Here is a 20,302-nt window from a genome sequence, read left to right as displayed (position 1 = left end):
GCCTTATACCGTCATATGTGACCTTCTGCGAACTCTGGCACCCGCCTTTTACGGCACCGTTCCTACCAGCAGTCGGCTCCTCGCGTAGAAAACTGTGTCCGCACTCCCCACCATAGTGCAGGTGCGTATAAAAAAGAGCGCAGATCCGCCACCCTGCTCCCGGCGCAGCATCGGTCTTCAAGGCACCAAATTTGCCTTCAATGCTGCCCCAGGCCCCGTTCGTTCCCATATTGCCCGAAGCCCTTACGCGTGCCTCAATCGACTTCGAACTCGCCACCTCACAAGTGGTGTTAGGCCTCGCCTGCTGCATCACCCGTCGCGGAACGATCACCGCCACGCACCATCATTGACTAGGTAGGATATCTATATATATATCTATCCATCATATCCCAGGAGGGAATCATGGTCGCAGTCCCAAATCGAGAAATCACGAACACCGGCATTAAGCCGATAACTGGCTCTGTTCGTGAAATTCGCGAAAGTCTGCAGGATACAGACAACAATCAATTCGTTGTGTTTCAACTTGCACATGCCAATAAAAGCACCGCATCGGCATTTGCAGAGGCCGTTCGGCTTATTGCTCCCCTGATCATTGATCGGCTTGCCATTCATAAAACAGCGACCCTCAAGAAGCTTGTTGATGCACTTGTTCCGGCTGCGTCTCCTCCCGAGCACCTCATTACTGAGGCACGCATGAACGCAGATGCTCGGCAAACGGTTCTTGAGAGCGCAGAGTGGATCAGCGCTGTTCGACTATCTGAAATTGCAGGTTTCAAAGGCCAAAATGCCAGCGCCCAGCCAAACAAATGGAAACGCGAAGGAAAAGTTTTTGCTTTGCGACATGACGGGAATGATCTGTATCCGGCGTATGCACTCGACCGCGACATGCAATACCGCCCAATCAAGGGACTTGTCCCAATTCTAAAGGTGTTCAAAGGCAAACTGGATGCATGGGACATTGCAATCTGGTTTGCGTCAGCAAACAGCTTTCTTGGCGGCACGGCTCCTAAGGATTTACTTAAAAGTGCGCCAGAGCGCGTCTTAGCGGCAGCAGAAGACGAAATTGCAGGTGTGCTCCATGGTTAAACCGAGGCGGCCAACTCAGCCAAAGTCTCGTAGCACCGCGCATTCCGGTACAACGAAGATATCCACATCTCGCGCAAAACCGAAGACGACAGAGTCACCGTCGACCCCGCCTGTCGCCGTCACAACAACGTCCCGCACAATCGCGCGTCCCCCTCCAGACCTTAATGCTCTCGTAAAAAAAACGATTTGGTCGGCAGACAAGACAATCCACCGCATCCATCCTGAGACTTACGGAGCAAATACGTTCAATCCTGGTCCCCAAGGAAATGCCCGATTTAGCCCGATCATTGATGCAAATGGTATATCCATTCCGACCATTTATGGCGGCACGACGTTAGAATGTGCAGCCATGGAGACCGTCTTCCATGATGTTCCCCATGAGCCAGGACTGAAGACCGTTGCAAAGCGAAAGCTAAAGAACCATCAATATTCACAACTTCAGTCCTCGACTGACCTCACGCTTGCAGATCTTAGCAGCACAGCCTTGCGCAAGCTCGGTATTCCACGTGTTGATCTCATTGAGACTGATAAGGATATATATCCTCAAACGCGCAAGTGGGCCGAAGCCATTCACGCTCAGTGCCCAGACGTTCAAGGTTTAGAGTGGGTGTCGCGTCAGGACGACCGTGCGCGCGCTATCATCCTATTTGGAGATCGCTTGCCACCAGATCCATTGAGCAGTATTGCACCTTCGGTCGATATCGTGGAAAATGAAGACACTTATGCGGCTCTAGTCGAGTTAGCCGAGACCATCGGTGTCCAGATCACTGGGAAGTAATATCATTCTTTTGCCGATTCAGTTCCAGTCTCTATGGCATCAAAAATACCCATCTCGGCCAATGCACCAGCCGCCCGCCGGAAACTACGGACCGGATATGGACGCCCAGGTTTGGGATAAGCCTCCGTGTAAGCAATAGCAGATTCAATCTGTTCCTCGGTCAGGGTCGGATAGTCCGCTTTGATCTCCTTGATTGTCTGTCCCTGTGCGAGGGCAGCAACACGATAAGCAGATATATCCGTTCCCTTGATAACAGGATCAGTCCCATCCTCCTCTAATATATTTTTCTTGGCATCGAGGAGTTTCTTGTATTTGGATAGAAAGTTACGCTGAATTTCGGTAATATTGGCTTTAAAAGGACCAAAGCTTACGGTTCTGGCTTTTGCTTCATTTTTTTTGAAGGCCTGATATAGCTTCCGACGCCCCATCGGAGTTAGATCCGCATGCATCTGCTTTTCAAGCGCCAGAAACAACAACTCCGAGAGGCCGATCTTTCGTACCCGCCTACGCCCTTTCTCCACACCGTGAACCGGCATGCCCTCTTCCGGCTCGCTGATCTTCTCTACTTCCCCACGATCAATCGCCCGGTTGATATCCTTTTCTGACATACCGATTAGAAACTGCGCTTCGCGTGGGGTAACGGGCTGGATTTCTATCATGTGCGTCTCCAATTGATCCCATAATAGGGAATAATTAGGATATATCAAGTCGTACTAAGCGCCTGCCATGACCCTGCGGGTCAATTTAGCGAAAGCAAATTCCAAAGAAGACCCAAATCTGCTCTCGGGGCCTGCATGAAATAAAAAGCAACGCAGCCAATTTTTGCTGTAGCAGTCGCAAGATGATCTTCGAAGCTGCTCCCATTATCCGGAGAAGCTCATGAAACATTCTCTGCTCATTTTTCTTTTGCCCATGGCGCTCAACGCCTGTGCGCAGAGCCTGTCGTCACCTTCTCCCATTGCGACGACCGGCATGGCCAATCCTGAACTGGCCTTGCAGCGGTCAATAGCAGAGACCACGACTGATCTTCGGGAACTTGGCAGCATCCGCCCGTCTCCGGTCGTTGCATCTACCAACCAACCCCCGCTCCCCGATGACCTGACCCGCCGGATCTGGTTCGTGTGGGACGGCCCGCTGGGCAAGGCCGTCGCAAAACTCGGCCAGGAAATTGGCTATAGCGTGACTGTCACCGGCCATCCCCGAGCAATGCGCGTCGCGACCAACAGCGTTGCCGCTGTGGTGGATATCCTTCGGACATTGGGCGATCAGGCCGGAGATCAGGCCATGGTCTCGGTAGACCCGCTTCACCACGCGATAACGGTGGCATGGCATGCGTAAGATGGCGCTCTTTCTATCTTCGGCCATCGTCGTGACGGCCGCAGGCAGCCCGACCCATGCGGCTTCTGTCTCCACGGGGAAGGTTGTCATTGAGGGGGGGCAGCACGTCCGGCTACCGACATCGTCTCCATCCCCACCACCGGCCCGCAGCGGCACATTGGTCCCGGAGCCACAGCCGCCCCAACCGGGTGCGGATCAGGTGGACGGGGCTGACCCCGCCCTTGCCAATCCCATCAATAAACCGGTGACAGGGGCGTCAACGCTCGACGAGGTGGTCGGCGGCGAAGCGCCGCCCTCTCTTGAGGCCCTTGAGAACACCCGCCCCAATGACGAGCATGGCGATGACCTGAAACCCGGTCGAAGCGTCCAGCTTCGGGAAGCCGCGCATATTTACGGCGCGCAGGGCGGTCTGGCAGCCCGGGCATTCGCCATCAACGAGATGCTGCGGCGCCATGAGGAGACACTCGACGCCACTTATGATTTCCGGTCGATCGTGCTTCCGATCGGGAGTGGCCAGACCCTCATGCAGCCCCCCATCGTCACCGAGGCACAGATGGCCTTTGCACTCAATGACACCGGTCAGGTGGCGCACGAGACAGAATGTGTTTTCGAGATCACCCGGGAGGCACAACTGACATCCGCGCCCCCGGACTGGCGCACGTATCTCGTCCGGACATGGGGCAAACCGCATCATCCGGTAGCCGCGGCCCTGCCTCGCACAAAGGCGGAAGTGTCACACTGGAACCAGTGGGTAGCTGAAGGCTGGGCAGATGGAGAAAAGCAGGAAACCGAGATCTTCCTCTCCGATCTGTCGCGCCTGCAGCGCGACATTACCGGCATGGCCCGCTACCGGGTGCTGCTGAACGCCGGGCGCGTTGAAGAACCGCGCGTCGTGTTTGAGCATAAGGATGCGGTGGGGGGAGGAGACACCCTCCACCTCAACGACCGCACGATCCGGATCGCGAGCCAGCCCGGGCTTCAGAGCCACATCCGTCGCGGAAGCGATTACGGTTATCCGGAGCATTGCCGATGAATATCATCACCCCCGTCACGACCGACGAACCCTGGCCGGATGAAGGCAGGAAAGCGTTTGCCTGGGTCGAGGAGCGACGGCGTAACGCGCCGGGGCTGGACTCCCTCCTTCGTTGGGCGCATGGCCTCGGCGCCTCGCGCATCGACATCAAGACCGGCCATCCGGTCACGATCAAGGTGCACGGCGTGATCCGCTATGCCACATGCAAAGCGACGGACTCCCTCGCGCTGGCGGATATCGTCGGCCATGTCTATGCCTCTGACGGGATGGCCATGCTTGGTGTCGGCCATATCCTCGATACAGCCTACAGCGTGGCACTGGACCGCAAGGTCAATCTCCGTTTCCGGATCAATCTTTCACCCATTTCGGTCAAGCGGGGCAGCGGCGTCCACATCGTCATGCGTCCGATCCCCGCCCGCCCCGCAAGCCTTGACCAGCAGATGGTCGAACAGGAAATCCGGGACACGAACAGGCTCAAAAGCGGCATGGTGCTGTTTGGTGGGGCAACCGGTTCCGGAAAGACCACGTTGCAATTCGGGCTCGCCATCGAAAAACTCATGGACCCGACCGTGTATTGCGACATGGCAACTGGCGAGGAGCCCATCGAGTTCCTGCTGGACGACCTGCGACCGCCTTCAGGCTCGCGGATCAGCCAGACGGAGATCCGCCCTCCTACCCTGACTTTTCCCACGTTCACCCGCAGCCTGACACGCCGCGAGATGAGCGATGGCATCATCACGGAATGTCGGGACGGCGAGACCATGAATGCAGCCATCAATATTGCCATGATGGGCGGTATCCTGGGCACGACGCTGCATGCAGACAGCGTCTCCCTCATGATCCAGCGCGCGATCGCGCTCTGTCCGCCCTCGGAACGTGACAACCTCGTCTCGGCCCTCGCTCAGGCGCTTCGGTTCTGCATCAACCAGCGCCTTGTACCCCGCAAGGGCGGCGGGCGTGTTGCGATCCGCGAATTCCTCACTTTCGATCGTGATCTGCGCCGCAAGCTCACCCGGACCGAGCCGACGGACTGGCCCGACGTAGTGGCCGACGCGGTCGAGGCGCAGGGCCAGTCTTTCGGAAAGGCCATCCGCAAACTGCTCGATGCCGATCTGATCACCGAAGACACCGCTCTGGCGGAAGAAAGGAGAGACGCGTGATGTGGCGTGCAACGGCCTATCCTGTCCGGGTTTTCATTCTCGATGCCCGCAGTTGCTTTCCCATTCTGATCTCCGTGACACACTGGAGCCTCACCACCCTGCTGATCGGGGTCTTCGGCGTGGTGTTTTTCGGCACGATCTCGTTTTTCGGGCTGACGCTGCCGGCCGCGATACGCTCCATGCGACGCTTCCTCATCGGGCCGGTCCGCACCGCCCTGCCGACATGGCAAAGGAGGCGGTTCTCATGAGCACGATCGATCTGGCGGCGATCAGTGCCGCGCAGACACGGCTTCTGGCCGAAATCGGCAAGCCGATTGAGCTGCTGGACCGTGGCACCGGAAAAAGGGTGGTCGTACCACCGGCTGACGCGGCGCACCCTGAAGCCTATCTGCCGGTTTTCCTGATCAGCGCCGAAGCCCTGTGGCTGGAACTGACAGGGACGGGCTTTGCCCTTGATGTCAGCAGGACGCCCGACAGCGCGCTCGGCTATGCCGTCCGCAAGGTGCGCGCCGGTTCATTTACGGTCGTGATGTTATGTCTGATCGATGTCACGATGAGGCTTGCGGAGATGGACGACGCGCTGGTCCTCAATCATCTGATCGACTTCTGGGGCGAAGCCCATGGCCGGATCGCTGATGTCGCGCCGACCCTGCAGGGGGCGACATGATCCCCCGCCTCGCTCTGGCGGCACTCGGGGTATTTCCCCTTTTTGCCGCCAGCACGACCGCCCGCGCCGCGAGCATCCAAGAAGATGGCCGCCAGATTGCAGCCTGTCTGGAGGCTTCGGCAAAAATCTCCGGTGTGCCCCGTGGCGTGCTGCTCGTCCTCCTCTATGTCGAGGCAGGCCGTCCCGGAATGGTCAGCCCGAACAGTAACGGCACGGCGGATCTCGGGCCGATGCAGGTCAACACGACATGGGTCGATCGCATCGCGAGGCGATGGCACAGCACGCCCGCGCAAACATATGCGGCGCTGCGCGACAGTTCGTGCGCCAATATCGAGGCAGGCGCCTGGATCCTTGGTCAGGCGATGCACGAAGCACACGGCGACCTCTGGCAGGCCGTGGCATTCTATCACTCTCATACCCCACGCCATGGCAATGCCTATCTCCGGCGTTTCTACGATATCGCCCTCACGATGATGGCCAGAAACCGCAGGGGAAATCGCTCATGAGCACGAGCCGCGTCCCATGGTCATCCAGCGATGACTATCTGCTCTTTTCCTCGATCATCATCATCGTCGGGGTCCTGCTGTTCAGCTACATGGCCTGGAGCCTGTGGCATACGCAGATCACGGCCTTCTATCTGCGGGCCCTGCTGGGGCAGATCAACCTGCTGCATACGTCTAATCCCGACCTGATGCGCCTGCGCTTCCAGTTGCAGGCCGCGCAATATCGACCGGACCTGGTGCGGGCGATCCAGCTTTATTATGGCCTTGCGATCCTGGGCAATGCCCTGAAATGGCCGGTGGCCATCGTGATTGCCCTCATGGGCGGGTTATGCATGTGGCGTGCTGCCCCCGGCCGATTTGCAAAAGCGCTCGATCTGGAAGGTCTGATCGCGGTCCAGGCAGAAATGTTTCCAACACTGAAAGGCTTCGTCCGACGTCGACTGGACAGGCTTGTAACGCCTACGGATGGTACTCCCCTGCCCGCGGACCCGGCCCTGACACGTGCCGAATGGGGCGCGCGCTTCGCTGTCGATGCACAGGACCGCTACAGTGAAACCGGCGCGCTCGAGGCATTCACGCGCCAGTTGGGCCGCCACTGGTCCAGCATCCACGCCGCATCCCCTGTCGAACAGGTGCTTCTCGTTGCCTTTGCGATGCACTACCTCCAGAGGCGCCGGGAAGCCCTCGCCCTGCTTGGTGAACTCTCTGCCGGTCTGGCCGACGCTGGCCTTGATGGTCCGCATGGTCCGCTGGCGCCGCTCACGGTGCCAGAGTCCGTTATGCGCAGCGCCCGCTCTGCCCTGCAGGACAAGGAAATCACAAACTGTATCGATACGGTCTGCGAGCGCAGCGGATGGAGCGTGACCGCGCTCATGACCCTGCTGCACGAAGCCCGGCGTCAGGCGGGCGTGCTCGCCCCCTCCTCATTCGCCATCGTGAAGCTCATCGACCGATCATTGTGGTACGCGCTGCACTCACTCGGCTTTCCTGCTGAGATCCCGGCCGAAGACCTTCATCCCAATCCCCGCATCGAGGCCGCCGGCGCACGTGCGCACTGGAGCGAAGAACGACGCTACCAGCGTCCGATCTACATCCCTGCGGTTGAGAACGCACTCGCCATCCTGCGCCCGATGCCCGAAGCACAAGGATCTTCCCATGACCCGTATCATCCTGCACGCTGATGGCCGGACTCCCATCACCATTGAACTCGACGGGACAGGCTTACAGCCCCTCCATCTCCATCTCGGATCTGATTTCGGGCAGATGGAGACGAGCAGCGCGGTCCCGACTTTACCGGCACCGGAAGCATCACGGCACTGGCGCCTGAAAAAAGCGTTGCCCGCGCTCATCGCTGGAGGACTGGCCGCCATCCTGATCATCGGCACACGTCAGGCCATGGTTTCCGACCGCACTGTTCCCGACACGGGGCCCGCTGGCATGCTACGGCCGCCTGCAATTCTACCCCCACTCTCCGGCGCGCCCATGACGGACGAAGGCGCGCCAGGGGTCCGCTCAACCTATGTCCCGGGCGAGCACATGCCGGTCGACGGGAATGTGGTCGGCAATCCCGACGGTCACCCGGCGAGCGCGGAAATTGATGCCGCACGACGCATCATGACGCAGCGGCCCGTCGTCATTTATCCGCACCCCCCAGGTGGCGCGCAGACAGCGCCGACGGCGCCGGTTTCCCCCACGGCACCAACAGCGCCCGTACCGCATACGATCGGCACGGGAAAATCTCCTTTTGGGCTGGAAGACTGAGGCATGGTGAAGCGCGAGATCGGCGGACCGCAGGTCCACCAGCAACTGAAACACGGCGCTACCTATCGCGATACGCGTCCCTTCACGGTCCGGATCGCCGAAGAGTTGCAATCCAGCAGTTCCGGGTTTGCTCTCATGATGCTGGCAGGGCTCAGCGTGCTGGCTCCCGCGATCGTCGGGATCACCTTTCCCCTCGCCCTCTGCCTGACGCTCTGGGTCATGACCCGCCAACCCGTGTTGCCTTTTCATCTGCCCAGGTATTGCGGACTGAAGGATAAACACGATCTTGATCCCAAAACCCGTCGGCCGCGGGCGGCGGCAGGCATCATATATCTTGGAACGGACGGACTGACCGGCCAGCAACTCTGGCTTTCATCCGACGCGGGACGCCAGCACGCCGCCGTGCCCGGCACAACGGGTGCAGGCAAAACGACATCCGCCATCTCCCTGCTGGCCAATCCTCTCGCGCATGGATCTGGGTTCATCCTGATCGACGGCAAGGGTGACAACACGGTCCACGGCGATGTACTGGCGCTCGCCCGCCGCTTCGGGCTGGACGACCAGGTGCTCAATCTCAATTTTCTGACCGCAAGCGGCATCCGCCAGTCCAATACGTTCAATCCGTTTGCGACCGGCAATGCCGACGCCATCCGTGAAATGCTGGTCAGCCAGCTTGGTGAGCCGTCGAGCAACGACGCCAACGGCGTCTTTCGGGACCGTGCTGTCGGCCTTGCCGGCACGATCGCGCCAGTGCTGACCTGGATGCGCGACACCCACGGCGTGCCGATCAACATCGAGACCATGCGCTACGCCATGGAACTGCGCTGGATCGGCACGCTGGCCCGGCATCGCGTATTCCTGATCCGCAATCCCGGCTCCGATCACCCCATCGAGATCAGCGTTCCCGAAATTCCCGACGATATCCTCTATCCAGCCCAGGCCTATCTGGGCGAACTGCCGGGGTATGATTCCTCGCTGGCGTGGAATGAGCAGAAAGAAAACAAACCGAGCGAGCAGCATGGCTACGCCAAGATGTATTTCACCCGAGTCTTCACGCAGCTTGGCGTCAGTCTCGGGCATATCTTCCGCGCCCAGACGCCCGACATCGATATGCGCGATGTGGTGCTGAACCGCCGCATTCTCGTCGTCACGCTGCCCGCGCTGGAGAATTCCTCGGATACGCTGGCCGGACTGGGCAAGATCGTGGTCGCGGCCGGTCGCGGCGTCATGGCCCAGCTTCTTGGCGCCCGCCTCGACGGCCCCGCCGAGCAGGTCTTCAAGCTCAAGGCAGGCAGCGGCGACGCGCCGTTCCATTTTTTCTACGATGAACTCTCCGCCTACGTCACGGACGGCATGGACCGGCAGCTGGCCATGGGACGCGGCCTGAACTGCATGTTCTGGCTGGGGTTTCAGGATCTTCCGGGTCTCACGACACGCATCGGCGACAAAGCCTTTACCCTGCTCGGCAACGCCAACCTTACCCACGCCATGCGCCTGCAGGATGCCATGCGCACGCGCGAGTGGATCGAAAAGCAGTCCGATCGGATCGAGGTCAGTCAGGCCACGCATTTTGAAGGCAACTCCGCGGGAAGTTACCGGGAAGGACGGGGTGCCGAAGTCCGGGAAGTCGCTCGTATTCCCTGGGCAGACCTTCAGTCGCTCATCGAGGGCGAGGCCATAACGATGTATGCCGGTCGCATCGTCCATTCGAAGACGTTCTTTGCCGCCGTCAATGGGCGGTCAGGCGCGATCCGCATGGCCCAGCCGGTCATGCTTGCAGCGCCGCTGGACCTGAATCGGGTGCCCCCGGACCAGCAGTTGCTCGCCCTCCTCGCGACGATCGAAGGCGGCCTGTTTCAGTCTGAACTGACCACGGTACACGACGAACCGGATGTTCGCGCACTCGAGGAAGCAGTCGACCGCCTCGGTTCAGGTTCTCAAGACATCCTGCGCAATTTTGCACAGATTGGTGCAGCAGTCGCCGCCGCACCATGCCGGGTTGCGACCGCCAATGACGATGAAGGGAACGAACACGCAGCCAGAACAGACATGCTGACACCGTTCTCCTATATGCTGCGTGATGCTGCCTCCACCCCGAAACCCGGTTTTCAGACACAGCCCCGCACCATACCTCCCATCGACGGTCACCTGCTTGGACGCCTGGAGGCCATTGAACGCCGCGTGGACCGGCAGCCTGGTGTAGCCCGGCATCAGGCACTGCTTATATTGGGTGTCAGGGACGCGATGACAAAAGGCGCACCGAAGGAGGGCGCGGCTGGCACCGGGATGACCGAGAAGGAAATCCTCGCCCAGATCAGGATATTGCGAGAAAAAACCTCGGCATGACCGGCACGATCATCATCCTTCCCGGCGGGGAAAGGTTCCAGCTCGAATGGCGCCGCACCGACCCGGAGCGCTGGGAACGCCGCCTGAAGGCAAAATATGATGAGAGCCGGAGCGCGGAGCGTTCTGACAAGGCGCGATGCCTGTGCCAGCATCGCGGGGCCTCACTGCCTCTACAGATCCGTTACCGGGCGGACAGTCACAGTTATCACCTCGCCGTATGGCCAAACGAAGGGCCACTTCATGAAAAGACATGCCCGTTCTACAAACCTGATCCGGAGAAAAGTGGGCGCGCCAGCTATGTAAATAGCGTAATTCGCGAGGGTGAGGATGGGGATGTCGCTGTGACCCTGTCGATCGGCCTGCGCCGCAAGGGGCCACCCCGGCCAGTCGATGACACGCCGCTGCCTGCTTCAGATCGGCCCGGACAGGCGCGACAGCGCCGAATGACGCCTCTCGGGCTGCTCCATCTTCTATGGGAACGGGCGGGGCTGACCGAATGGCTGCCGCAATTTGCCAGACACCGCACACCGACGGTTGCCCTGGGTCGGATTGCCTCTGCCGGAACCCGGATCCGGGCGCAGGGCAGACTGATCTCCGATCTTCTCTGCCCTGTTGCCCCAGGGCATGAAAAGTTCGGACGGCGTTTTCATGCCATTGTCAGGACAGAAGGACAGGAAAACCATCTGTTCCTGATCGGGTTTGTGGAGGCTCTGGAACCAGACCCCAGGGGCAATTTTACCATGGCCCTGAACGGTCAGCGCGACGGTTACCGCTGCTTTCTGACAGTGCCTGCAGCCGAGAGGAACCGTCTTGCCCGGTCGCACCAACTGGCGGCAGCCACGCTCGCCCTGCCCGAAGCGGCGCGGCAGGCGCACGTTGTAGCGCTGCTCTATGTGACGGCACGAAACATCGGAACGCCCAATAGCCGGTGGAGGGGCTGGATCCAGGCGGAAGTCAGGACCGGTGCCCTGATGACCGTCTCTCGCAGCATGCTTCCTTTCGAAAGCAGTCATGAACTGGCGGTAGCCGATGCCCTCGTGGCAGCGGGACGCGCATTCGAAAAACCACTGCGTTTCGACGCGGAACGGGATCTCGTTTTTCCCGATTTCATCCTGTGGGACACTGCGCGGAATGCCGGATATCCAATGGAAGTTTTTGGTCGCACGGACGAGGCCTACACCGCCAGACGAGCCGGGAAGGAAAACTACTACAACATGACTTTTGGCAGAGGCGGATGGTGGTCATGGGATGCAACAACGGAAAGCCGAATTCCAGCCTTTCCGCCCGCCAGAAAAGGAGCGACGCTGAGCTGATCACGCCAGACAATGACTTTCATCCGGCCTGACCGGGCTCCAGACTTTGTCGACGCAACCGAACCCTATCGGGACCACATCATTGGACACCGCGCATGGAATGAGAAATGCGGGTTTCATCCAGGACGCTGATATGAAACATCGAGACTTCTGCGGTCTGCAGCATTATAATTAGAGACATGAAGACGAACTCCCGTCAGGTTGTTTTGGCAGCAATCAGAAAGCAGACTCTTGCGAACACCAGGAGCAAACAGGCTGCTCATGCGGCGCTTCAGCGAATGGGAATTATTGATCACAAAGGCGAAGTGACGAAAGAATACACGCGTGACCCGCGCGTCGAAGGGATGCTTCGAGCGTAACTGCATGGACGGCTCTCCACACATTTTTTATGTCCGATTATCACGGTTGTTCTGAAGAAGGCCGTCGAAAACTGATGATGATTGGCTTGAACCTGGTTTCTACATCCGGGAGTTCGATCCAATGCGGGCACAGAAATGGGCACACCAGAAACAGCGCAAAGTGTAGCTTCCAAGTTTCTGATCCGGTCACCTTATACGGCAACGGCCGAGGTTGTCCGCCAGTTCCAGATCGCCCAGAATGAGACGGGCAGGCCAACATCGACCATAGATCCCACCCTGTCGGCGTTGAGCTTCTTCATCACCCGGACACTCACCTGATCTTGCGCATCGGCTACTCCAGATCAAACGGGACAAGGGTGCACGATACCGGAACACCCTGCTTCCGGCAGACCTGCCGTCCTTGCTGCAGGAGTGGTAAAGGCCGAACGCCAGCAGGACGTGATGCATTCTGGTAGCTGGCTTTTCCCCAGGCAGGACATCATGAATCCCATCGGCACACGGCAATTACATCGCATGTTTGTCGCTCCGGCACGGGCAGCTTCGATCACCAGACATATGGGGCCGACAAAGGCAAACCCACTTATTTACGACAATGAAGACCGCCTGGATCTGGCTGCGTTCGAACATGGCAGTCAGAGTTGCTGGACAATACGCGCAGCTAAGGCTGTTCATATATATATATTTTTACACAAGACACCGTTTATATGCGATTTTAAGCATCAATAAACGGTTTTGGACAATTCAGCAGGAATTTAATTCCAATGGCAGACCCGATCGGCGGCATGTGGCTCGCACTGAAATATGATGCAGAGCCATTCGGCGGACTGGCTGTCAAAAGCCAGCTTGGAAGTCGCCGGTCGAGCAGTCATCATAATTTATACAGCATCGAGACGTATCCCGAAAACATGCGTCCGGCCGACACGGCAGCCGCGCATCTGCAGTTTCATCTGCGACACGAACCCACCAGCCTTGAGTTGCTGGCGCGCGTCTTTGCGAAGACCGGACCAAGTTTTGTCCAGGAGTGGATAAACAATGCACCGACCGGACAATATGCCAGACGGGCATCGTTTCTCTATGAATTCGTCACCGGACAAACGCTCGTGCCGCCAGTCGACCTCGGCGGCAACTACGTTTCCGCCCTGGATGCATCTTTTCAGGTAACAGCTTCTCCGGACAAGATGAGCAACGTCAGCAGATGGCGCGTCCGTGACAACATGCCTGGGAACCGCTTTTTTTGTCCCTTTATCCCGCTTTCCAGTCAACTCAGGACGGCTGCGGAGATGGACGTATCTGCCGGTTACGGTGAACTGGTGCAGGAATTCGGCGAGAGCATGCTTGCCCGGGCCGCAGTGTGGCTGACAAATCATGAAAGCAAGGCAAGTTTCACCATTGAAGGCGAGGCGCACCAACTTGACCGGATCCAGCGCTTCAGCCACGTACTCGCCACGAGGACAGGGCATGGGGCAGTCCCCCTGACAGATACTGACCTTGCCGACTTGCAACGCAACATCCTCGGTGACGTCACAATAACCGAGCATTTTGGCTTGCGGCTGTCACCGGTATTCGTTGGAGAATACACGATGAGGTACGAGAATGTTGTTCATTACCTCGCGCCTCCCGCACAAGACGTAGCGGATATGCTTGGAGGATTAAAAATTTTCCTCGACAGGACGGAAGGACAGTCCCCTGTCATGCGTAGCGCCGTGGCAGCCTTCGGGTTCGTCTACATCCATCCTCTTTCTGACGGGAACGGCCGTGTACACCGGTTCCTGATAAACGACGTTCTCAGGCGGGACGGCGCCATCCCCGACCAGATCATCCTTCCCATCTCAGCCACCATCATTGGAGACCCGACGAGCAGGCGAAACTACGACCAGATTCTGGACAGGGTTTCAAAACCCCTGATACGACAGATCACGGATCATGTCTCTTTCGATCGTGACATGAAGACCTATCCTGATGGGATAAAATCCAATCTTGACTTCTCGAACCCTGATCTGGCGAGACCGGCCTGGCGCTATATCAATTTCGCCCCCCACGTTATCTATCTCAGCGCAGCACTAGAGATGACCATCAAGCACCACATGAAAGAGGAAGCCATATATCTCCGGTCACACCATAACGCCCGGCAGGCACTCAAGGAGCTTGTTGAAATGCCGGATATGGATGCCGACCGCATCATCCGGTCATTACGGGACACTCGTTTCATACCAAGCGGCAAGATTCAGAAAGAATATCCCATGATCGAAAAATTCAGGCTTTGGAACGCCATCTCTGAGGCGCTGAGGCGTTCATTCTCTGAATGATTACACGTGGACCGCCCGTAATAAGGAGAAAGTTGTCTGTCACCAGACATGGGATCTGAAAAAGGATTGTCCGAGCTGAAAAGGCAGGCTGCCCTCGTGAGAGCACAACTTTGTAGTCATCGCCTATGGATTTTCACTGAGAACTGACTTCTTCTACAAGGTGCATAACGCAAAGGCTTAGGATCGCAATCCGCAACCTGGATTGTATAAAAGGCATCTTTCGTCCGGATTTATCGACGTAACGCCCCGAACTGGATCATGGTCCGGTCAAACAGGAACAGCCGCAGTCGGCACCCTACGGCGTAGCGAAGAAGTTCTGCCTTCGTATATTGCTACGTTCCTAAGCCAGGAGATCGCCGCGCCGCCCAGTCCGACGGCGCGTTCCCCTTTTAGTGGGCGGCCTTCTTTCTACCTCGGCGGCGTCCTTGCGGCCTGTCAGGCAATGCAGGCTCTGTCGTGCCCTCATCACCAGATTTGGTGGCAGTGGACGTTATATCCCGCCCCAGTCCAATCTCTCGTGCAAGTTCCGATCGGCGTGCTGTGTAATTGGGAGCGACCATAGGATAATGAGACGGAAGTCCCCATTTCCGCCGATATTCTTCAGGCGTCATGCCATATGATGCCTGCAGATGCCGTTTAAGCATTTTCAGCTTTTTCCCATCTTCAAGACATATGATATAATCCGGAAATACGGACCGCTTGATGGGAACGGCAGGTATCTGTTCTTTTACTCTCGAAGCGGTCGGGACGGACAATGAATTGTAAACAGTCCCAATCAGCCTGATAAGTTCGTCCGGCGATATTTTATTTTCCGATACATAAGCAGTTATGATTTCCACGGTCAGCGCCAGCTGTCTTTGTTGTTCTTCGGGCATTGTCCATCACCTTAACAGACGAAAAAACTCTGGCCCTGTATATAACACCGCTACTGGGAATAGTCCTCGACGTTTTCGAGGATCTGGCAGATTGCAGAACAGGTATGCTCTTGAACTGATATCTATAGGGTCCTGTGCCCGCTCATCTGTATTTTATCTGATCGTCAACACTTCTTGTCTTCTGCCGTGATCCTATTAACTGTTGCCCGCACAGCATCAAGACGCCATATCTGCGATACGAAATCATCTGGAGCCGGTATCAGCCAAGTAATCAGACACAGCTTCCTCTTCGGTCCAGGAAGGTCTTGAAGCGTGAACATGCCCGGAAGCTTCAGTCGCGCCAATAATGCGCAGCAGACTTTCAGGGATCGGTTCACGCACAACATCATTGAACCGGGCACGCAATTCGTTTTTCAACCAACAGTCGAACGGATCAGGATCTCCCCGGAAAGACACATCGTCCATCATTGACCTGCTATCTGCTGCTCCCCGCCTGCCTAACGATACGCAGCCGACTTCGTTGCGCAAATGACCAAAGCGTGCGTCAGATCTGAGATGTTGTCGCGGTATGGCGCACTGTCGGCAGGATCCAAATTCGGGTGAGAACAGCAGAAAGCCGAACGCTCTAGCTGGCGGCGCCTGGCGACGCAGATGGCACATGGGGACGCCTGCCCAGCACCTGAGCGGCCCGTTGGCTCCGAAGCATCTGCTCCGCACCCGTCATGACCGCTGGTGCGTTCCTGATCATGACCTGCAGCCTGGCGTCGATCTCGGCCAGACGCGCCTTATGCAAGCGCTCGGCCAGACGCGCCTGGGTCTCCAGAATAATCTCCCTGCCATATGGGCGACCTGACTTCATCAGTGTCTCCTGCGTGCGCCCAAGCGCGATCAGTTCCCGGATCCTCGCATCCCGGGCCTTGCGGGTTCGGGCAACCAGATCCGTGCCCAATGATTTATATGGTTTATGCGCCATTTTCTTTGCGACATGATTCCAGAGGTCGTCACTGGTGATGGGCGTCGTATCCCCGAGCGGCCTCTGGTTCCGGACCGCCTCAAACGTCGCGCCATCGGAGATCATGGTCCATGTGGTTCCACGCGCCCGGCTTTCCGCGACGTATGAGGTAAATCCCGTCGCCAGTTCAACGCCTCGCGGCAGGGCGTTGATGTGCTCGTCTGAAGTAAGCCCCTGTGCGGCATCAATCGTCATGGCATGTCCGAACCCCAGCATTACCCGACCTGTCCTCGCATCACAAAACCGCCGCCATTCGACATCGGCAACAAGCCCGTCCTTCGTGCGGACGCGAAGCCCTGCATCGCCATGAGCCAGAACTTCCACCACATCGCCGTTATTTCCGACCGTGGCGCCCTTTCCGTCCACGCTGCCCCATGTCCGACGATACAGCCGAAGCCGGTCGCCCGTCGCGATCGCGAGATCATAGGTTTCGCCACGCTGATCAATAGCCTGCACGGTGATTTCATGCGTCGAGATCTCGCCGCGCTCCTGCAGGATTTTACGGACGGCACGACTCAGGTCGGCAGCATCCTGATTGGTCAGCGCTGACATGCTGATCGTCTTGGCCCGGCCTCGCCGCAAACCGGCACCCTCGGCGACCAGGGTATCGCGACGCGTCACATACAGCCGGGCAATATCCTGCAGGACTTCCTCATGGTCGCCACCGACCAGACGGATCGTTCCATCCGCCCGTTTCATATCGATCGCATCCCGGACTTCCTTCAGATGGAACCTGTTACGGACGTCGTCATCATTTTCCTCGTCCGTATGTGCGTTGGCCGCAGCCCCCCTGAACTCGTGAGCTTCCAGATCGCTCTCTTCCGGCTCTGCGCCACGAAACATGTCGGCAATCTGGCGATTTCTTGCAGATACCTGCCGGACACTGGACAGAAGCTCAGGCATATCTTCTGGATCCAGGACCCGGCGCAGCATCTCAATGGCGTCCCCTGCCTCGATATTCTGCGCCTGCTCATGGTCACCCAGCGCCTTGATCGTGCAGCCAGTATCGCGCTGCAACTGTAACAGGCGAAGCATCTGGCGCGGGCCGACCTGACCGACTTCGTCAATCACCAGCACCGTATTCCGGTCCACATCGACGTCACCGCGCTCCAGCCGCGCCAGAAAGGGCAGCATCGCGCTTGTGTCAAAGATGCCGGCCTCACGTAATGCGTCCGCCTGACGCCAGGCATTGGCAATCCCGAGAACCCTGCGACCGTTCGTGTCATAACGCATATCATGTTTCCACGCATCAACCAGCGGAGACAGGAGGGCCGTCTTCCCGGCGCCCGCAACGCCGGTGAGCATGGAGAGCGCACCACCCCTGCCGAGAGCGTAAATCGCAGCCTTCTGCGTCTTTCCATGCTCGCTTGCGAAGTCGAGGGGCGATCGTCCAATGGCTTCTGTGATCTGGCGGTCCGACAGCGCCCCGCTTCGGTCTCCTGATGCACGAGCAGCCTGAATCGCGAGGTTCTCCTCGATGGCGATCTGCGCGGAATTCGTCACCCTCAGCCTGTCGCCGCGCATCTCCTGAATCAGCGAGACCCGTTCCCCGCCGAGTTCAAGACCACGCTGTTCAATAAGGGCCACGACATGATCAATGTCCTTCACCCCACCCTCGATGCCGGTGCCGATCAGGCCCCGGGCCGCATACGTTCTGAGCTTGTCGTGATCGATCACGGCGGCTGTTTCAAACTCCCTCGCGAGATGGCGCGCAGCGAAACGGTAGGCAATATCGTATCGTTGTTCCCTGGTGCCCACAGGCGCTACTGGCGTGCCAAGCAGGCTTTTTTCCTCCCAGCCAAGACGCTTGGCCTGTTCTCGCCATATCTCATGGTCGCTCGTGCCTTTGTCCTTGTCGAGCCGGGCTGCCAGGCCGGCCATGGACAGGATGCGGCGCTTGCGTTCGATCGGCATATGCGCCCAGTCCGTTCCTTCCGCCGCGGCGTACTCCTTGGCCGCCCTGATGACGTTGCGTCGTCCCTTGCTGAAGAAATCCGATATATCCTGTGGCACGGCCGAGATGACCGTCGCCTGTTCATTCGCATCGTATTGCTGGGCGATGCCGATCCGGCGCAGTTCATCAGCGAGCTGTGCCTGGAAATATGCTCCAAATTCGTGAACGCGCGATCGCAGCCGCTTCGTGTCGAGTGAACCCACATGCCCCTCTTCCGTGACCACGACATTGAACAGGGCGTTATGGATATGGGCATGGGGATCACCGCCTGCTGGCGTGTCGATCAAATAGGTCTGGCCTGTCCGCGCGTCACGCGCCTCGACCGTCGGGCGCGCGGTATCATGCCGGAATGACACCCAGGCGACCTCGCCCGGGTCGGCTCCACCTTCGCCCCCATGACCGCGCCGCGCGAAGCCGATTTCCCGCGCGACATAGAGCATGGTGGCGTCGTTTGCCCGATCAATAGCGTGCCAGATGGTTGCCCTCTCGGCCTCGGTCGGCGCGAACTCGGCCGCGAGAGTCACCGATTTGTGTGGTGCCAGGGTCAGATCATAGGCACTGATCTTGCGGGCGTTCCTTGACCAGTCCTCGCCATTATCGGCCCTTTTTGCTTCAAACAGACGATTGAGTTGCGCGTTCTTCGGTGGTGTTCTGGGATCAATGCCAAGAGCTGCCGCAATCTTGGGCTGCATGTCCGGTCGCCACGAGGCCCGCCCATCACGACCGGTATAATAGCTGGTCAGTCGGCCACCATCCGCGTCAAGCACTTTTCCGGGCTGGGTACGGAAATCGTGCTCTGGATCTGGCAGTTCCTGCGTGAAATAGGCAGTGATCAGGCGACCGCTGCTCTCAGCGGAGATTTTCCGGAACGTCATCATCAGGCATCGGCTCCATCCTCATCGTCGGGCCGGGCGGAGCGGGGCGTCCCCCCCTCCTGAATGTCGAACAACCTGCCGGTTGTAAGATCAATACGTCTGAGCATCGGGTTCTGGGCTGCGATCAAGGTTACCAATCGGCCGAGAATCTCATCAAGCGTGGGCCCGTCGGAATCTTCCGGCGAGAGGAGTTCAATGATCAGTGACAATTTGTCCTCAATCGCCCGCAGCCGTTCCCACAGGTCGTCGCCCCGGATTGGGAATGTGCCTTGCCTCCCGGTTGTCTCGCTCATCTTCATCGCATCCCACGTCAGAACATGGGAAAGTGTGACGTAGCATCACGCGACTTTACTGATTTTCTTCTGCCCGAGGCATCTTTCATTGCCCGCGCCTGCGCAAAAGGTGACTTTTGCGCAGGCCGGAACAGCAAATCAACATGTGCTCCCGGGTTACGACCTGCACCTGCCGCATCCAGACGGATCCCGCACTTGTCGACGCTACCAAGGTGACACCACGGGTTTGTCTGACGAACTGATTCCCCGCGACGTTCACGCGGTAATGGCTCCGTCCGAACGTCGTGTTTAGGCAGTAGTCATAAGATGTCACTTGCTACATCGACAACCCAATGCTTCCCCTGCCAAAAAGATGGGGAAGCCATGCCCAACTTGGTCAACGATGATCACCATGTCTTATTACGTGAACAGAGCCTGTTGTCCGGATAAGATTCAGATTCTCGGCAGCCGGCGTGCTATTCTTCCAGCTCCACCAAAACCGCCGGGTTAATCTCCAGAGCACGGGCGAGACGAAGAGTTGCCAGAAACGTGGGATTGGACTTGTAAACGGGGTCGGCATCCCACCAGGCGTATAGGAAAGCATCATCCTGCTCGTCTGAATTCCGCGAGCATCGCTCTCATCGTCAGACGCATATTCCGTTTG

The 20,302-nt window shown here is 58.3% G+C and carries 19 protein-coding genes; 13 read left to right on the top strand and 6 right to left on the bottom strand.

Annotation, left to right across the window (positions count from 1 at the left end):
- Nucleotides 1–402 precede the first annotated feature (402 nt).
- Nucleotides 403–1,086, top strand: coding sequence for a hypothetical protein (locus DV027_RS08780; protein ID WP_010512313.1), 684 nt, complete (start codon nucleotides 403–405; stop codon nucleotides 1,084–1,086).
- Complete coding sequence (locus tag DV027_RS08775) at nucleotides 1,079–1,864, top strand: RES family NAD+ phosphorylase (protein WP_242621812.1); 786 nt, start codon at nucleotides 1,079–1,081, stop codon at nucleotides 1,862–1,864. The genes DV027_RS08780 and DV027_RS08775 overlap by 8 nt, the downstream gene beginning before the upstream one ends.
- Nucleotides 1,865–1,866: 2 nt before the next feature.
- Here the strand turns inward: DV027_RS08775 and DV027_RS08770 are convergent, their stop codons facing one another.
- On the bottom strand, nucleotides 1,867–2,523 hold the full coding sequence (locus tag DV027_RS08770) for a DUF433 domain-containing protein (protein WP_048852619.1): 657 nt from the start codon (nucleotides 2,521–2,523) through the stop codon (nucleotides 1,867–1,869).
- A gap of 220 nt (nucleotides 2,524–2,743) precedes the next feature.
- On the opposite strand from DV027_RS08770, the gene DV027_RS08765 reads away from it, so the two are divergent.
- From DV027_RS08765 to DV027_RS08720, 10 genes are read left to right on the top strand one after another with little or no spacing between them, the layout of a single operon-like run.
- Nucleotides 2,744–3,202, top strand: a complete 459-nt coding sequence (locus DV027_RS08765) for a DotD/TraH family lipoprotein (RefSeq protein ID WP_025440151.1) — start codon at nucleotides 2,744–2,746, stop codon at nucleotides 3,200–3,202.
- Nucleotides 3,195–4,235, top strand: a complete 1,041-nt coding sequence (locus tag DV027_RS08760) for a type IV secretory system conjugative DNA transfer family protein (protein ID WP_130731464.1) — start codon at nucleotides 3,195–3,197, stop codon at nucleotides 4,233–4,235. Before DV027_RS08765 ends, DV027_RS08760 begins: the two co-directional genes overlap by 8 nt.
- Nucleotides 4,232–5,395: a type IV pilus twitching motility protein PilT gene (locus tag DV027_RS08755; RefSeq protein ID WP_130731463.1), complete on the top strand. Its 1,164-nt coding sequence runs from the start codon at nucleotides 4,232–4,234 to the stop codon at nucleotides 5,393–5,395. The genes DV027_RS08760 and DV027_RS08755 overlap by 4 nt, the downstream gene beginning before the upstream one ends.
- Nucleotides 5,395–5,643, top strand: coding sequence for an IcmT/TraK family protein (gene icmT / locus DV027_RS08750; RefSeq protein WP_010511855.1), 249 nt, complete (start codon nucleotides 5,395–5,397; stop codon nucleotides 5,641–5,643). The genes DV027_RS08755 and icmT overlap by 1 nt, the downstream gene beginning before the upstream one ends.
- Nucleotides 5,640–6,062: a hypothetical protein gene (locus tag DV027_RS08745; protein ID WP_130731462.1), complete on the top strand. Its 423-nt coding sequence runs from the start codon at nucleotides 5,640–5,642 to the stop codon at nucleotides 6,060–6,062. Before icmT ends, DV027_RS08745 begins: the two co-directional genes overlap by 4 nt.
- Nucleotides 6,059–6,568, top strand: a complete 510-nt coding sequence (locus DV027_RS08740) for a lytic transglycosylase domain-containing protein (protein WP_130731461.1) — start codon at nucleotides 6,059–6,061, stop codon at nucleotides 6,566–6,568. The genes DV027_RS08745 and DV027_RS08740 overlap by 4 nt, the downstream gene beginning before the upstream one ends.
- On the top strand, nucleotides 6,565–7,746 hold the full coding sequence (locus tag DV027_RS08735) for a secretion/conjugation apparatus DotM-related subunit (RefSeq protein ID WP_130731460.1): 1,182 nt from the start codon (nucleotides 6,565–6,567) through the stop codon (nucleotides 7,744–7,746). The genes DV027_RS08740 and DV027_RS08735 overlap by 4 nt, the downstream gene beginning before the upstream one ends.
- Entirely contained in the window at nucleotides 7,721–8,326 is a 606-nt protein-coding gene (locus DV027_RS08730; protein ID WP_130731459.1) for a hypothetical protein, read from the top strand. The genes DV027_RS08735 and DV027_RS08730 overlap by 26 nt, the downstream gene beginning before the upstream one ends.
- A 3-nt stretch (nucleotides 8,327–8,329) precedes the next feature.
- Nucleotides 8,330–10,672: a type IV secretory system conjugative DNA transfer family protein gene (locus tag DV027_RS08725; protein ID WP_130731458.1), complete on the top strand. Its 2,343-nt coding sequence runs from the start codon at nucleotides 8,330–8,332 to the stop codon at nucleotides 10,670–10,672.
- Nucleotides 10,669–11,985: a DUF1173 family protein gene (locus DV027_RS08720; RefSeq protein ID WP_130731457.1), complete on the top strand. Its 1,317-nt coding sequence runs from the start codon at nucleotides 10,669–10,671 to the stop codon at nucleotides 11,983–11,985. Before DV027_RS08725 ends, DV027_RS08720 begins: the two co-directional genes overlap by 4 nt.
- A 116-nt stretch (nucleotides 11,986–12,101) precedes the next feature.
- Here DV027_RS08720 and DV027_RS17725 read toward each other — a convergent pair whose 3' ends face one another.
- Nucleotides 12,102–12,350 carry a hypothetical protein gene (locus DV027_RS17725; protein ID WP_174520969.1) on the bottom strand — a complete coding sequence of 83 codons (249 nt, stop codon included), beginning with the start codon at nucleotides 12,348–12,350 and terminating at the stop codon, nucleotides 12,102–12,104.
- A gap of 755 nt (nucleotides 12,351–13,105) precedes the next feature.
- Between DV027_RS17725 and DV027_RS08710 the strand changes: the two genes are divergently transcribed.
- On the top strand, nucleotides 13,106–14,650 hold the full coding sequence (locus DV027_RS08710) for a Fic family protein (protein ID WP_130731456.1): 1,545 nt from the start codon (nucleotides 13,106–13,108) through the stop codon (nucleotides 14,648–14,650).
- A gap of 389 nt (nucleotides 14,651–15,039) precedes the next feature.
- On the opposite strand, the gene DV027_RS08705 is transcribed toward DV027_RS08710, so the two are convergent.
- The 4 genes from DV027_RS08705 to DV027_RS08690 all read right to left on the bottom strand — a co-directional run bounded on the left by DV027_RS08705 (nucleotide 15,040) and on the right by DV027_RS08690 (nucleotide 19,665).
- On the bottom strand, nucleotides 15,040–15,525 hold the full coding sequence (locus DV027_RS08705) for a Ros/MucR family transcriptional regulator (RefSeq protein WP_130731455.1): 486 nt from the start codon (nucleotides 15,523–15,525) through the stop codon (nucleotides 15,040–15,042).
- A gap of 243 nt (nucleotides 15,526–15,768) precedes the next feature.
- A complete protein-coding gene (locus tag DV027_RS17505) occupies nucleotides 15,769–15,993 on the bottom strand; it encodes a hypothetical protein (RefSeq protein ID WP_162531789.1) in 225 nt (74 codons plus the stop codon).
- Between the two features lie 157 nt (nucleotides 15,994–16,150).
- Entirely contained in the window at nucleotides 16,151–19,369 is a 3,219-nt protein-coding gene (mobF, locus tag DV027_RS08695) for a MobF family relaxase (RefSeq protein ID WP_130731454.1), read from the bottom strand.
- Nucleotides 19,369–19,665: a hypothetical protein gene (locus DV027_RS08690; protein ID WP_102325851.1), complete on the bottom strand. Its 297-nt coding sequence runs from the start codon at nucleotides 19,663–19,665 to the stop codon at nucleotides 19,369–19,371. The genes mobF and DV027_RS08690 overlap by 1 nt, the downstream gene beginning before the upstream one ends.
- Nucleotides 19,666–20,302: the final 637 nt, after the last annotated feature.

It is taken from the genome of Komagataeibacter xylinus (assembly GCF_004302915.1).
In the GTDB taxonomy this organism is placed as follows: Bacteria; Pseudomonadota; Alphaproteobacteria; order Acetobacterales; family Acetobacteraceae; genus Komagataeibacter; species Komagataeibacter xylinus_C.
This window is presented reverse-complemented; position numbering and strand designations above follow the sequence as displayed.